This is a genomic window from Photobacterium lucens (assembly GCF_009873615.1).
Taxonomy (GTDB): domain Bacteria; phylum Pseudomonadota; class Gammaproteobacteria; order Enterobacterales; family Vibrionaceae; genus Photobacterium; species Photobacterium lucens.
This window is the reverse complement of the sequence record NZ_SSMG01000176.1, coordinates 1-13,646: the sequence shown is the minus strand read 5'-3', so window position 1 is coordinate 13,646 and position 13,646 is coordinate 1. Positions and strand designations below refer to the sequence as shown.

Below are 13,646 nucleotides of genomic sequence, written 5' to 3'. Positions count from 1 at the left end.
CTTGCCATACTCAGTAGCATAGCTATCAACTTCTAAAGGAATAGGTATGAGAAAGTACACATTTAAACATTTTATCTTTGTTACTCTCGCATTATTTGTCACGCCAGTACTTGCAGAACATCACCCTAAACAGAATCTTGAACTCACTCAGGCTTGGTCAAAAGAAGTACCTCTAACCTCACAGGTTGCAGCAGCATTTATCACTATTAAAAATCACACATCAACGGACGATGAACTATTATCAGTAAGCTCTCCAATAGCAAATAAGACAGAGCTACACGAACATTTACACCAAGATGGTATGATGAAAATGCGTCAAGTCAGCTCAATCCCCATCACAGCCAATAGCGAAACATTACTCAAACCCGGTGGTTTTCACATTATGTTTTTCGACTTAAAACAAGTACCAGAGCTGGGTGAAATATTTCCAATGACATTAACATTTAAAAACGCAGGAAGAATAACGGTAAATGTCAAAGTCGAACCTGCTACTTTCCAAGCACCAACATCAACTGAAACCGAGAAAAAACACATGCATCACCACCACTAGAGGCGTGTTATTTTCTTAACACTTTGGCTTTTATTTTCTCAAACCAATAGTGCGCTTCGTTTAACGAGCGCACTGCTATATTTATTGGCATTGATAATGCTCGATAATGTTGAACTGATGGAATATCACGGCTAGGTAATCGGCTTGTACCTAAGAAAGCGAGTTGCTGCTCACTTAATCCAGAAAGAAAGCTGGTATCAATCAATAAACGTTGAAAACGCCCCCATTGGGTAAAGTTTTTTGACAGCACAACTAATGGCGAGAAGAAATGGTAAAACAGTGCATTCCGTGCTGATAGGTTAGGGTAACTTTGTTGATGCAGCCCTTCAGGATCAAATAAAAATAACGTCCCCGCTTTACCAGTAATGGTCGTGATTTGATGACCTTCTGTTTGTTGGTGATAGTGTTCACCAACTTCACCTTGCGAGCAATGGTGATGAGAACCTTTTACATAAGCAAATACTCCTGATTCTACATCATCTAAATAACAGCCTAATTTTAAAGAGCGAGGTATCGCTTGCGCTTGATAATGCAACGGGCAATACCACTCATCACGATGTAGTGGGTGAAAGTTGTCGGAAAAAGGCAAACTTTGCCAACCTTTTGCTTCTTGCAAACAAACAGAACTATCTAAATAGCTCACGACTAAATCATGGATCAATGGCATCAGCGGAATCTGGCAAAACACCCGATCGAGCGTTAAGACTTGATCAACCATCAAACGTTTACGATCCGTTTGAGAATAACCTTGCCATGAGTTAAATGCTGGACGTACTAATTGGCTTCGAAAATGTCGTTGCATGATCGATAATTCATCAGGCGTAATACATGCTGGCAATACCACAACACCATCATGTCTTAATGCTTTCAGCAAACTTGTAAGTTGTGACATCTTTTAATACCTGAGTAAAATCATAAGCCAATTTTTCACTTGAATAACAAGCATAAAACTCACTAGAAGGTTTCATTACCAACAATTTATTCTGTTGCCATTGTCGATAAAGGGATTGTAGCTGTTGTTGATATTGCAATGGTTGACTTACAGAGACTTCAAACAATTGCGTCGCATATTTACGTAAGAATGATAAGGTCTCCCCCTCAGGTAATTCCGCTAAAATAGGCTTACCACTCGCCACATAATCAATGGCTTTAGTCGCTAAATGGGTATCTGTTTTCCCTTGATCTGCCATCCCCTTTTGAATAAATAGCACATTACACTGTGCTAATATTTCATTCAGTTTCGCTTTAGGTTGGCTGGCGATCATCTTTACTACATCATCTAATTGATACTCATGGATCAAACTCATCATTTCAGACTGAATATCACCAATATTGATAAAACGAATAGGAAAATCACATTGTGCCAACTGAGAAAATATTCCTGTGGCACTGCGACGAAAACCATCCCATGTCCCACTGTAACCTATCGTTAAAACATCATGATTGTCGGAAACATGATCAAGGATATAATCATAGCTATTGGGTACATAACGGATCAGCTTATCGGGATATAACCTTTGATAGGCATCATGATCAGCCGTTGAGGTTACCACCAGCGCATCCGCTTGCTGTAACACACGCCTTTCCCAATTTAATGCATTGCTATCAACAAAGTAGCTTGCTTGTGACCATGCATCTCTAAAATCTAACACTAACGGGATTTTCAACCATTGTGACAAATAGACACCGATGAATGCGCTACTAAATGGTGGACAAGAAACCACTATCACATCAGGTTTCACTATTCGGCTTTTTTTCCATGCCATTTTAAGCGTAGGAATTATCCAGCCCCAATGTAAATCAATAAGCCAATAACGTTTAGCAATATCACCATCTCGTTCGGGGGAGCGCCAATGTCGTAGCCGATAGCATTGCTTATGAATAATGGTTGGCCATTTCCAACACCAATCGATATTCCATGAAGCAACAGCAAGGGAATCGACCAATGGCACGGTATTATTATCATGTTCGATATGAGCAAAGCGATGCGCCCGCCCTTCGCGAAACATCACTATATGGTGGTCATGCTCGGCTAAATATTGACAAAAACGTCGACTACGATTAGCACCGACATTTAATAAAGGAGGAGAAAAATAACTGAAATAAAATATATTCATTCATTTCCTCGAAGCGGTCGGATCACTTTTCCAGGATTACCTGCAAACAGCACATTGGGTGGCACATCTTTAGTGACCACGCACCCCGAAGCAACAACCGAACCTCGACCAATAGTGACAGGTTTAACAATATGTACCCCTGTACAGATCCACACATCATCTTCAATGACCAGATCTGCCATTGTCGGAGGTTGATATTTATCTAACCCCGGGCTGTGCCCACTGTGAGCATTAATACTGGTTCTGCCTGCGATCATCACGTTATCCCCAATCAATACTTTCTTACCAACGGAAATACCTGTCTGCCAGCCAATATAACAATTTTCACCAATACGAATTTCGCAACTTCCACTATCTGGATGACCATGAATGCTCAATGCACCATTTAGGCAAGTATTGTTACCAATATAAATTTTGATCGGACCTTGTATCAGTGGAAAGCCATTTTCTAAACTTAACCCTGGGCAATAATGCTCTAACCTTGCTTGTAACATTGGTAAATATAAGAAGATATTAAGCAAACGTTGCAGAGCAAAACTCATTAAACGATACACAACGTAGATCGGTCGATATATCCATGCAAGATCGGGAAGTTGCCCATAAATAAACCATTTTGCAATTCGATATAAAATCCGACTTAATGGTGTATTTTGCTGTTTAATATAAGCACGAATGCGATGTGTTATTTGCATGCTCGCCACCCCATTGCTTATGCCTGAACAAACTACGAATCCAATAAAGATGTATACATCTTATGGGTTTGCGTAATTTGTCGTTGGATATCGTATTCTTGCTCCACCCTTTTTCTTGCAGCTACGCTAATCGCTTCGAGCGTGTCACTTTGGCTATACAATAATCTTAGCAAATTCTGTACCTGATCTGATTGCTCAAAATGGACGTACCAGCCTTGCTGTTGATCGACAAACAGATCTGCTAGCCCACCAATGGGTTCAGCAACCACAGGTCTGCCTACCGCCATCGCTTCTACTGCGACATAGCCAAATGCTTCTTGCCAACAAGAGGGCATTAACACGATATGCGCTTGTTTTAAATCTTGCTCTATTTGGGTTGAACGACCGTGAAAATTAATCGATTGTGTTTGATTTGCAGCCAACTTGACTTGCTCTTTTAACTCTCCATCACCAAAAATATCTAACTGTGCGATACGCGAAAGTCTTGGGTCTAAAAATAATGCTAATAGATAATGCAACCCTTTTTCTGCACTTAAACTACCGACATAAAAACAGCGTAGTTTGGCTGTCATTGGTGGTATTTTTTCATACTTAAAACGCGATAAATTAATACCATTATTAATTAATGCTATTTTTTCTTGCGCCATAAATTGACTTAACCATTGTTGAATAAAAGGTGAAATAGCACAAAGTCGAGCAAGAGGCAGACCTAATAATTTTTGCTTAATTCGTCGCCATGGTGTGATTTGATAACCTTGCGGAGGTGAATTATGCATAGTGAGAACTACATGAGAGCAAAAGCATCGAGCAATAAAAGTATAAGGATGCCCTATCCCGTAAAAATGAAGGTGTACCAAGTGGGGATGATGATGGTGAAGTAAAGCAATGAGTTGCCACATACTGGTAAACGAATCATAACGATACCCCTTTGAATATAAATCGTTATAAGCATCATCAGTAATCGATCGAGCCAGTAAAACAAGCTGAAATCGCGGTGATTCTAGCTGCATTAAAAAATCAAAATAACTGCTCCCTTTTTTTACATCAATGTCGCAAATTAAGACGATTTTTTTCATGGCTCATCTCGCGATTAAAAGGGATTCTTTTAAGCATATGCGAGATTATTTAGCTTTTTTCTTAAAAAAGAGAATTTTCGCGAAATTTAAACAAAACGACTACCGAGATGGTAGCCGTTCATAAGCGAAAAGATAAAAAAGCAATTAATTTACGCCCATTTGCATCTTATATTTTGATAATGATTTCTCACAAAAATCTCGTTCATCATCATCTGTAATATTATTAACTAACTCAACAAAAGCTTCATAACCGACCTTACCGTTCTTCACTTTCCATACGGTATAAGCGGCCTGCTTATCTAATTCAATGCGTGTTCTTTCACCATCAGACAATAATGTAAGGTTATGCATATGTTCTTTTCTCATTGTTATAACTCGCACTAATTTTACCCAAAAAAGCGTCTGATCAGAATAACCTCATGCATCTTATCTATGCCTGTATTAGAGCATGACTAAATCCGGTTATTTATTCATCACAAAAACAAAACCGCCCTCTCCTTTTCAACAGATTTAGTTAACAGCATGGATTTTTATCAAAAACAGCCTAAATTATGTGATATACATCACTAGTTAGAGTTTTGCGGTTTCATAAACTGAGTCTATCGAAGCACAACAATAATGTTGATTAACTATTTTTATCTAGGAGCTCTTTATGGCTACTCCACACATTAACGCTGAGTTTGGTGATTTTGCAGAAACGGTACTTATGCCTGGCGATCCGCTTCGCGCTCAGTTTATTGCGGAAACTTACCTAGATGATGTAAAGCGTGTCTGTGATGTGCGCAGTATGTATGGCTTTACTGGTACTTATAAAGGTCAACGTATTTCTGTGATGGGTCATGGTATGGGTATTCCATCATGTTCTATCTACGTACATGAACTGATTAAAGATTTCGGTGTTAAAAACATTATCCGTATTGGTAGCTGTGGCGCAGTACACGATGATGTGAAATTAATGGATGTGATCATTGGTATGGGTGCATCTACCGATTCAAAAGTGAACCGTATCCGCTTTGCTAACCATGATTTTGCAGCCATTGCTGATTACCATCTATTAGAAACAGCAGTAAATCAGGCTCGAGCGCAACAAGTACCCGTTCGCGTAGGTAACGTATTCTCTGCTGATCTTTTCTATAGTCCAGAAGCTGATCTATTCGACAAGATGGAAAAACTTGGCATTCTTGGTGTTGATATGGAAGCTGCGGGTATCTACGGTGTAGCCGCAGAGTTAGGAGCGAAAGCACTGACAATTCTTACTGTTTCAGATCATATCAAACGCGGTGAAAAACTAAGTGCAGAAGATCGCCAAAAATCATTCAATGAAATGATGAATATCGCGCTAGAAACTGCCATCAGCCTTTAATTTACCCATAAGCGGGAAACATGCCTCCCCGACGGTTTCCCGCTTATTTTCCAAATTCAATAACGAAAACTAAAGGGATGTTAGTTTAATAAATACGCTTTATTAATATAAAACCAGCTCGATAATGTAAAATGTGGCGTCTTACACAATCATAGGTAACATATTCTTGAAACGTATTGTTCTCTGACAATGCTGAGTAAAATTTTACTCAGCCCCTTCTCACAAATCCCGTAACCGTTTAGTAACAATCTTAAAAATATTATTATACTGCATCTAAAGATCGCGCAAAGATAAGGTTAGATATGTCTACATTTCTTACAACGCCAAATCCCATCGAGCAGTTACCGTTGGCTTTCAATGGCTACCAATTCAATCACTGTAAGACACTGAGTTGTAAGAACTTTGGTTCACATAACCCAAATAACTACGTGCTCCAAAACAATGATATACACCGCCCAACTCTCGTATGCCGAGAATGCGGTGCTTTTCCCCCTTTGCTAAATAATCAAGATGTCGCAGAAGAAGCACAGCGTTATCATAGACTACAAAGCAATGATTTACCGACCTGTACTAATAGTGAGTGTGATAATAAACATTACTCAGTATTGACTCATCGTCACCTTTACCATGCATTCGGTTTTAGCGGAGACAGGCAACGCTATCGCTGTAAATCATGCGAACACACCTTTGTCGATCGATGGTCTGGTGCCAATAACAAACATGCCATGCAGCAAAAGTTATTAGGTCTATTATTTACTGGTTATCCTGTACGAGATATTTGCCGACGCCTAGAGATCAATCCAAAGACCTTTTACGATCAGCTTAATCATATCGCTGCACGTTGCCGTCGTCAGCTCGCCCTTTTTGATGAGCGATTATTTAAACATCAACATCATGTTGAACTTGCATCTAATATTAAAGACCTGCAACCTCAAAGCCACAATGGTGTCATGTGGGTCGCCAGTGCAGAATCACAATCGGGTTATGTTGTTGCTCAGCATGTTAATTACCAAGCTGACGATATCGAATTATCCCACCTCTATCATGATGCCTATCAAGATTCATCCCGTTTCATGTCGGCTCCAAAGCATCACGAAACAGTATCAGATCCTTTTATTCCTAAAGGTATATTAGCCAAAGTAGATGCGACGTATCGTAAGATCTTCTCTCGCTCTAACATGGAGAACCCATTATCAGGTGGCGCTAAAATTAATTATCCCACCAAGGGAACATTGATCTACCCACAGTACACGGTATATAGCCATTACCTCTACTTAAAAGAAATGTTTCAGAATAACGAGTACCTCGCTATCTTTATGCCACAAGAAACCTTGTTACGTTCAGCGTGTATCTCAGTGTTTATTGAACATATAAAACAAAAGCGCATTGATCCTCTCTACGTGATAGAAGACGAACAATGGCTGCATGGCGAAGATGCCGGAAAGGTTGATATTGTATTATTAGGATGGTGGCAAGATCGATGGGCATTCACTCATCTAGAAAATACCAGTAAAGGAATATGCCATTTAGGCGGTGAAACCAGCGATGATAAAAAATGGCTAAAACATGCCACCTATCGAGCCGTATCAAGCTATCAACATCGCTTTCAAGAGCAATTTAGCCAACTGATCAATGAGCCGCGCCGAAAGCTACGCCCTGCTGGTCTATTGCCATTACTCGATATATATCGCGCTTGGCATAATTTATGTCGCCAAGATAAATTCTCATTAACGCCAGCACAACGTTTAGGTTTGGCTTCAGCCCCAATGACACTTGAGCAACTGCTCAATTAAATTAAAAAAGGCTTAATATCGTCGCTCATCAGAGCTGATATTAAGCCTTTATATTAATAGTCTGTTGCCATTAACTGTTATTTTTCTGCTGCAATCACTGAAATTTCAACTAATAAAGCATCACGTGCCATGCTCGCTTCAACACAAGCACGTGCTGGTGCATGACCTTGCGGTACCCAGTTATCCCATACGGCATTCATTTCTGCGAACATGCTCATATCTTTAATATAAATCGTTGCTGAAAGCATGTGTTCTTTATCACTCCCCGCCTGCAGTAATAACGCCTCAACTTTATCTAGCATGGTTTGAGTTTGCTCTGTGATACCTTTCGTAGCATCTGCACAAACTTGACCACATAAGTAAATCGTACCGTTATGCTTAACAATGCGGCTCATGCGAGCACCTGTTTCTAAACGTTCAATCATGATATTTCCTGTTCGCTAATTAAGTTTGATAAGAATATAACTTTTTTAGCAAAAAATCAGTCAATACACAGTAAAGTTAAAAATTATTTGCAACAAATAACAATTTACACCGTAAATTTTATTAGCGACCTAATGAATCTTCTAAACGTGCTTTCCAAATTGCCATCGCAAGTGCAGGTTTACGTAAAATTTCAGGGGTTGGGATCCAGCCATGTTTGATCTTGGCAAACACATCAAAACGCTCTGCCGTTCCCGCCATTGCTTCTGCGACTACTTTACCCGCAATGTTCGTTAAACCTACACCGTGGCCGGTATAACCGTGGGACACATAAATATCATCACCAAGATGATCGATTTGCGGCATGTAAGAGCGTGTTACCGCAAATAAACCGCCCCAATGGTATTCCATTTTTACATCAGCCAATTGTGGGAACACGGTGATCATACGTTGGCGTAAACGCTCAGCTGAATCGCTGTATTCACCATTAAATGGATGGTTAACGCCACCAAACAAAATACGACCATCAGGTGTTGGACGGTAATAATCAAGACTGTTATTTAAGTCTGACATTGCCATCATGTTTGAGATTGGCTGGCGATCACCAAGCTGCTCTGTTACTGCAATATATGAAGCAACCGGCAGTACCACACTTTGCGCTTTACGATTCAAGCCATCTAAATACGCATTACATGCTAGGAGTACTTGTTTCGCTTTCACACGCCCTTTTGGCGTATGAATAATATGTGGATTGCCTTTCTCAATCTTTGTTGCTGGCGTATTTTCAAATACCGCTGCGCCTAGCGACACTGCAGCACTGGCTAAACCTAATGTGTAATTAAGAGGGTGCATGTGTGCGCTGTTTGAATCAAACAAACCACCAAGGTAGCGCTCAGTATTCGCTACTTGTTGAATTTGTTCTTTTTCCCACCAGCTTGCTGTTGGGTAATCGTAGCGCGTTTGCTTTAAGTCATACCAAGATTTTAATTCTTCTTCTTGGCTCTTTTTCAATGCAAGTTCGATATAGCCTTGTTGGAAGTCACAATCGATATTGAATTCTTGAATACGCTCACGAGCAATATCTACCGCTTCGCAAGACAGATCCCACAGTTGTTTGCCCCACTCAGGACCGTAAGTTTCATCAACTTCACGTAAGCCTAAACAGTAACCCACTAAACATTGGCCACCGTTACGCCCTGAACCACCCCATGCTAAACGCTGAGATTCTAAAACTACAACCGAAAAACCTTTCTGACGTAATTCGATGGCAGCATTCAAGCCCGTCATACCACCGCCAATAATACAAACATCTGCCTCGATAGTTTGATCAAGTTCAGGTTGTTCTGGTAACGCATTAATTGTTGCTTGGTAATAACTATCAATATACTGATTACGCATTGACATTCCAATTGCCTATATATATGAAACAGGTAAAAAATCGCGCGGATAATGTCAGAACATTTCAAGAACAACAAGTAATTTATTACTGTGATATTGCTCAAAAAAAGCCCCAATTACTTTTGACATGATTAAGCTTAACTCTATCATCCGCTCTTCACTGACTTACCTGGTCATTTAGGGAATTAAAAAATGAAAAAAGTATTAAAAGGGGTGACTACACTAACATTCGCACTTACAGCATTAAATGCTTCGGCAGAAAATGTTGTGCTTAATATTTACAACTGGGCTGAATATATGCCAACAGATGTAATTCAAGCATTTGAGAAAGAATATAATGTCACCGTTAACTACTCGACTTTCGATAATAACGAAGCGATGTACACCAAATTAAAACTACTGGATAACAAAGGTTACGATGTAGTTTTTGCTTCGACCTATTTTATCGAGAAGATGGCACGTGAAGGCATGCTTGCCAAGATAGACAAAACAAAAATGCATCATTTAAAAGATGTCTATCCTGGTTTATTAGGTCAACAATTTGATCCTAATAATGATTACTCACTACCTTACGTTTGGGGTGTTACGGGTATTTCTTACAACTCTGATAGCATTAAAAATGATCAGGTAACTGGCTGGAACGATTTGTGGAATAGTGATTTCCAACGTCAAGTCATGCTATTAGATGATGTACGTGATGTATTTGGTATGGCATTAAAAGCACAGGGCCATAGCATTAACAGCACCAACGAAGCTGAAATTAAACAAGCTTATGAAAAATTGCTAACACTACGTCCTAACGTAGTTGTCTATAACTCAGATGCACCACACGTACCATACGTGACAGGTGAAGCAATGCTCGGTATGCAATGGAACGGCAATGCTTACTTAGCCAAGCAAGAAATGCCTGAGCTGCAATTTGTGTACCCTAAAGAAGGTTCTATCCTATGGATGGACAACTTTATTGTACCGAAAGGCAGTGAGAAAAAAGACTTAGCCTTTAAGTTTATTGATTTCTTTATGCGTCCAGAAAACCAAGCGAAATTGGTTGAAGAGTTAGGTTTCCCGGCTCCTAACAAGCAAGCAAAGTCTTTCTTACCAAAAGCATTACAAAATGATCCAATGATCTTCCCAACAGATGAGGAAGTAAATAAAGGTGAATTTACCAATGATGTAGGTGATGCAGTCAATATTTACCAAAAATACTGGCAGTTGCTAAAAAGCTAACAAAGAAAAAGGGCAATAACATTTGAGGTTATTGCCCTTTTTGTCTCAATTTCTTATTTTTGCTTTGGTCTAAATGGCTTGATCACCGACTCATCACATTCAAGGAATGGACCTTCCATCAGATCAATACAGTATGGGATCGCAGGGAATACCGCATCTAAACATTCACGAATAGATTTTGGCTTACCTGGTAAGTTAACAATTAAGCTATCACCACGTAGACCAGCGGTTTGACGAGACAAAATAGCCGTTGGTACGAACTTTAGCGATTCAGCACGCATTAGCTCACCGAAACCAGGCATCATACGATCACACACAGCTTCCGTCGCTTCAGGCGTCACATCACGCTTAGCAGGGCCAGTACCGCCCGTTGTGACGATCAAGCTACAATTTTGAACATCAGCCATCTCGATCAATGTTGCTTCAATGACATCTTGCTCGTCTGGGATCACTTTATATACTGGCTCCCATTCTGAGGTTAAATAGTCATTCAAAGTGTCGATAATCGCTTGGCCTGAAATATCTTCGTAAACGCCAGCACTTGCACGATCACTGACTGTAACAATACCAATTTTCGCTTTGCTCATTTATTTTCCCTCAGTTTCGGATGTTTATTTGTCACTTAGGAGTAACAAAGTCACGTGCTGGTCAGTGTAAGGAAAATCACGTGCAGGTAAACCGTTATTTTCATTTGATCTTTGGTTCATTAAAAATTACTTAGCACCAACGGCGTACGGTATTGCAATAGTGCTGATAATCTTCCCCAAACATGGCTAATAACACCGCTTCTTCTGGCTCTATTTGAAAATTAGTCATTACCCAAATAAACACAGGGATCACCACAAAACAGCTTAACGCTGAAAAATAAAATGCCGCCGCGAATAAAAAGAACACTAACCCCAAATACATTGGGTTACGAGTAAATCGATAAATTCCAGTGGTGACTAAACGCGATGTTTTTTGCGGATAACGCGGATCAATGGTGGTATTGGCTTTAGCAAACGCAATAATAGCCGTAAAACCTGGGATCACACCGATAAAACACAACACAGAGATCAGTAAACTCTTGCCTGAAAAATCAAACGTCATGATCGGATAGAACCGAGATAATAAGTACATTACCATTATGGATAATAATAACAATATTGGTGGTGGGACGCGTAACGACATAACAAATCCTTCTTTTTAGCCGCTGATAACTCACATTCAAATTATAGACTTCATTCTATGTGATCAAATTAGACATTGCCTCTTTCATCGTCACCTTATAGCATGCTCCTTTCGCTTTAATCTCTTAGTATGACGTGATGCAGCAACTTAAATATCTTCAAGGTTACCCCACTCACTTAACAGAGCAAGTTCAACAACTTATTGATAATGACAAGCTCAAAGATCTGTTACTTAAGCGCTATCCGACACCTCATAATATCAAAACAGAAAAGGCACTTTACGACTATGTTATTGCGCTAAAGAACGAATATTTAAAAAAATCTGCCCCTATCAGTAAAGTGGCATACGATAATAAAATTAACGTAATTAACCATGCATTAGGCTTACATACTTTTATTTCACGAGTACATGGTAATAAACTAAAAGCCAAGCATGAGATCCGTATCGCCTCTGTCTTTAAAACTGCACCCATTGAGTTTCTACGTATGATAGTTGTCCATGAATTGGCACACTTACGTGAAAAAGAGCATAACAAAGCCTTCTATGCCTTATGCCAACATATGGAGCCTCGTTATCACCAGCTGGAGTTTGATATGCGCATGTACCTAACTCAGGTTGAATTATTGGGTCCGGTATATCAAGCAAGCGAGAATAAATGATCCCAGCGAAGATCTTGCTGCTGAAAAATTAGATCCAATCACTTAATTGCTATTACAATAGTGCGAAACTTCACAGAGATATGTAAAAGATGCAACAAGAAGAATTTGAAATCTTAGTCAAAGAATTAGCACAGCTAGAAAGCGTACCTGCAATCCTGAATGCGCTAAAAGACAATGAAGAAACTGAAATTTCAGAAGCAGCTGCGGCAATGATCGGTCACTTCAGTATTGCTGAAATTGATGGTAAGCAACGTATTTACCACGTGTTTAGCCAAACCAATGAGCAAGGCGAAGAAGAAGAGCTTGCTGAGTGGGTAATGAATGCAGATGATGAACTAATGCGCTTTATCGCTTGGTTCTTCTACACCACGTTTGAAATTAACGATAAAGAAACCTACCAAGCTGCGGGTCGTTCATACACACCAGCGAAAAAAAGCTAAGTGATAAAATAAAGCCAATCCTATTTTGTAGATTGGCTTTATTGTTTTTCGTAACACTTCTTCTTCCCCCTTTCCTCTACTAAAAATTCACCTCACACACCCAAACCATCGAAAGCGAAAATAAAATACAATCGCTACTAACAGCACGCCGCTTTTTCGCCTACAATATGCGGCAAAATATTATGATTCAGGTGTTAACATGAAAATTTGTGCTGTTGAACTACGTAGTAACGAAGCTGTGATTTGTCTTCTTTCACTTCAAAATGGCATGTTCGATATTCCTCAATGTCGTACACAAAAGTTCATCATGGAAGATTCTCTAGATAACCAACAAATGCGTGATTTCCAATTCGCATTTAAAAAACTACTTGATGACTACAAAGTAGATAAAGTGGTTATCCGCAACCGCGAAACACGCGGTAAATTCGCAGGCAGTGCTGTAGGCTTCAAACTAGAATCAGCGATCCAGCTGATCCCAGATCTTGATGTGAATTTCATGTCTAACGCAGACATCAAACAAAAGCTTAAGCGTAACCCTATGGGTATCGACTTCCGCGATACTGGTTTACGTCAATTCCAAGAAGCGGCATTTACGACAGGATACGCTTTCCTTAGCCGCTAATAACTCGTACAAAAAGACTCAACGCTCAGTATTATACTGTAATGCCGTTCGGATAAGCATCATCGTTTATACCTAAACGGGTACTTGGATGGCACAAAGAGGACTGAACGTGGAAA

General features: G+C 39.7%; 16 protein-coding genes. 7 read left to right on the top strand and 9 right to left on the bottom strand.

Annotated features, from left to right (window positions below; translation table 11 throughout):
• Positions 1-46: 46 nt before the first annotated feature.
• Positions 47-550 (top strand): copper chaperone PCu(A)C, encoded by a 504-nt coding sequence (locus E5A76_RS08385; protein WP_161118635.1) that lies wholly within the window; start codon positions 47-49, stop codon positions 548-550.
• A 7-nt stretch (positions 551-557) separates the two neighbouring features.
• Here E5A76_RS08385 and E5A76_RS08380 read toward each other — a convergent pair whose 3' ends face one another.
• From E5A76_RS08380 to E5A76_RS08360, 5 genes are all read right to left on the bottom strand, one after another.
• Positions 558-1,442 carry a phytanoyl-CoA dioxygenase family protein gene (locus tag E5A76_RS08380; protein ID WP_161118634.1) on the bottom strand — a complete coding sequence of 295 codons (885 nt, stop codon included), beginning with the start codon at positions 1,440-1,442 and terminating at the stop codon, positions 558-560.
• Positions 1,402-2,667, bottom strand: a complete 1,266-nt coding sequence (locus E5A76_RS08375) for a glycosyltransferase (RefSeq protein WP_161118633.1) — start codon at positions 2,665-2,667, stop codon at positions 1,402-1,404. Before E5A76_RS08375 ends, E5A76_RS08380 begins: the two co-directional genes overlap by 41 nt.
• Positions 2,664-3,359 carry an acyltransferase gene (locus tag E5A76_RS08370; protein ID WP_161118632.1) on the bottom strand — a complete coding sequence of 232 codons (696 nt, stop codon included), beginning with the start codon at positions 3,357-3,359 and terminating at the stop codon, positions 2,664-2,666. The genes E5A76_RS08375 and E5A76_RS08370 overlap by 4 nt, the downstream gene beginning before the upstream one ends.
• A gap of 32 nt (positions 3,360-3,391) precedes the next feature.
• The gene (locus E5A76_RS08365; protein WP_262383644.1) at positions 3,392-4,369 is read right to left on the bottom strand and encodes a glycosyltransferase family 4 protein; all 978 of its coding nucleotides are present in this window, start codon (positions 4,367-4,369) and stop codon (positions 3,392-3,394) included.
• A 210-nt stretch (positions 4,370-4,579) separates the two neighbouring features.
• A complete protein-coding gene (locus E5A76_RS08360; protein ID WP_107166388.1) occupies positions 4,580-4,786 on the bottom strand; it encodes a DUF3283 family protein in 207 nt (68 codons plus the stop codon).
• Between the two features lie 301 nt (positions 4,787-5,087).
• On the opposite strand from E5A76_RS08360, the gene deoD reads away from it, so the two are divergent.
• Together deoD and E5A76_RS08350 are read left to right on the top strand one after the other, a co-directional pair.
• Entirely contained in the window at positions 5,088-5,798 is a 711-nt protein-coding gene (gene deoD / locus E5A76_RS08355; protein ID WP_053987695.1) for a purine-nucleoside phosphorylase, read from the top strand.
• A 302-nt stretch (positions 5,799-6,100) separates the two neighbouring features.
• Positions 6,101-7,591 (top strand): IS1 family transposase, encoded by a 1,491-nt coding sequence (locus tag E5A76_RS08350; protein WP_161118630.1) that lies wholly within the window; start codon positions 6,101-6,103, stop codon positions 7,589-7,591.
• Positions 7,592-7,668: 77 nt separating this feature from the next.
• On the opposite strand, the gene E5A76_RS08345 is transcribed toward E5A76_RS08350, so the two are convergent.
• A complete protein-coding gene (locus tag E5A76_RS08345) occupies positions 7,669-8,016 on the bottom strand; it encodes a RidA family protein (RefSeq protein ID WP_107166391.1) in 348 nt (115 codons plus the stop codon).
• A 121-nt stretch (positions 8,017-8,137) separates the two neighbouring features.
• On the bottom strand, positions 8,138-9,418 hold the full coding sequence (locus E5A76_RS08340) for an NAD(P)/FAD-dependent oxidoreductase (protein WP_161118629.1): 1,281 nt from the start codon (positions 9,416-9,418) through the stop codon (positions 8,138-8,140).
• A 186-nt stretch (positions 9,419-9,604) separates the two neighbouring features.
• On the opposite strand from E5A76_RS08340, the gene E5A76_RS08335 reads away from it, so the two are divergent.
• Positions 9,605-10,639, top strand: a complete 1,035-nt coding sequence (locus tag E5A76_RS08335) for an ABC transporter substrate-binding protein (protein ID WP_107166393.1) — start codon at positions 9,605-9,607, stop codon at positions 10,637-10,639.
• 53 nt (positions 10,640-10,692) lie between these two features.
• On the opposite strand, the gene mog is transcribed toward E5A76_RS08335, so the two are convergent.
• Positions 10,693-11,226: a molybdopterin adenylyltransferase gene (gene mog / locus E5A76_RS08330; protein ID WP_161118628.1), complete on the bottom strand. Its 534-nt coding sequence runs from the start codon at positions 11,224-11,226 to the stop codon at positions 10,693-10,695.
• Positions 11,227-11,356: 130 nt separating this feature from the next.
• The gene (locus E5A76_RS08325; protein ID WP_161118627.1) at positions 11,357-11,809 is read right to left on the bottom strand and encodes a methyltransferase family protein; all 453 of its coding nucleotides are present in this window, start codon (positions 11,807-11,809) and stop codon (positions 11,357-11,359) included.
• Between the two features lie 137 nt (positions 11,810-11,946).
• On the opposite strand from E5A76_RS08325, the gene E5A76_RS08320 reads away from it, so the two are divergent.
• The 3 genes from E5A76_RS08320 to E5A76_RS08310 all read left to right on the top strand — a co-directional run bounded on the left by E5A76_RS08320 (position 11,947) and on the right by E5A76_RS08310 (position 13,530).
• Positions 11,947-12,468, top strand: a complete 522-nt coding sequence (locus E5A76_RS08320; RefSeq protein ID WP_053987700.1) for a M48 metallopeptidase family protein — start codon at positions 11,947-11,949, stop codon at positions 12,466-12,468.
• Positions 12,469-12,557: 89 nt separating this feature from the next.
• Positions 12,558-12,908, top strand: coding sequence for a hypothetical protein (locus E5A76_RS08315; protein ID WP_161118626.1), 351 nt, complete (start codon positions 12,558-12,560; stop codon positions 12,906-12,908).
• 199 nt (positions 12,909-13,107) lie between these two features.
• Positions 13,108-13,530 (top strand): DUF3010 family protein, encoded by a 423-nt coding sequence (locus tag E5A76_RS08310; RefSeq protein ID WP_053987702.1) that lies wholly within the window; start codon positions 13,108-13,110, stop codon positions 13,528-13,530.
• Positions 13,531-13,646 lie beyond the last annotated feature (116 nt).

What these genes read in the sequence shown, in the direction of transcription:
- E5A76_RS08385 (WP_161118635.1), top strand. Translation starts at nt 47, where the DNA reads ATGAGAAAGTACACATTTAAACATTTTATCTTTGTTACTCTCGCATTA.
- E5A76_RS08380 (WP_161118634.1), bottom strand. Translation starts at nt 1,442, where the DNA reads ATGTCACAACTTACAAGTTTGCTGAAAGCATTAAGACATGATGGTGTT.
- E5A76_RS08375 (WP_161118633.1), bottom strand. Translation starts at nt 2,667, where the DNA reads ATGAATATATTTTATTTCAGTTATTTTTCTCCTCCTTTATTAAATGTC.
- E5A76_RS08370 (WP_161118632.1), bottom strand. Translation starts at nt 3,359, where the DNA reads ATGCAAATAACACATCGCATTCGTGCTTATATTAAACAGCAAAATACA.
- E5A76_RS08365 (WP_262383644.1), bottom strand. Translation starts at nt 4,369, where the DNA reads ATGCAGCTAGAATCACCGCGATTTCAGCTTGTTTTACTGGCTCGATCG.
- E5A76_RS08360 (WP_107166388.1), bottom strand. Translation starts at nt 4,786, where the DNA reads ATGCATAACCTTACATTATTGTCTGATGGTGAAAGAACACGCATTGAA.
- deoD (WP_053987695.1), top strand. Translation starts at nt 5,088, where the DNA reads ATGGCTACTCCACACATTAACGCTGAGTTTGGTGATTTTGCAGAAACG.
- E5A76_RS08350 (WP_161118630.1), top strand. Translation starts at nt 6,101, where the DNA reads ATGTCTACATTTCTTACAACGCCAAATCCCATCGAGCAGTTACCGTTG.
- E5A76_RS08345 (WP_107166391.1), bottom strand. Translation starts at nt 8,016, where the DNA reads ATGATTGAACGTTTAGAAACAGGTGCTCGCATGAGCCGCATTGTTAAG.
- E5A76_RS08340 (WP_161118629.1), bottom strand. Translation starts at nt 9,418, where the DNA reads ATGTCAATGCGTAATCAGTATATTGATAGTTATTACCAAGCAACAATT.
- E5A76_RS08335 (WP_107166393.1), top strand. Translation starts at nt 9,605, where the DNA reads ATGAAAAAAGTATTAAAAGGGGTGACTACACTAACATTCGCACTTACA.
- mog (WP_161118628.1), bottom strand. Translation starts at nt 11,226, where the DNA reads ATGAGCAAAGCGAAAATTGGTATTGTTACAGTCAGTGATCGTGCAAGT.
- E5A76_RS08325 (WP_161118627.1), bottom strand. Translation starts at nt 11,809, where the DNA reads ATGTCGTTACGCGTCCCACCACCAATATTGTTATTATTATCCATAATG.
- E5A76_RS08320 (WP_053987700.1), top strand. Translation starts at nt 11,947, where the DNA reads ATGCAGCAACTTAAATATCTTCAAGGTTACCCCACTCACTTAACAGAG.
- E5A76_RS08315 (WP_161118626.1), top strand. Translation starts at nt 12,558, where the DNA reads ATGCAACAAGAAGAATTTGAAATCTTAGTCAAAGAATTAGCACAGCTA.
- E5A76_RS08310 (WP_053987702.1), top strand. Translation starts at nt 13,108, where the DNA reads ATGAAAATTTGTGCTGTTGAACTACGTAGTAACGAAGCTGTGATTTGT.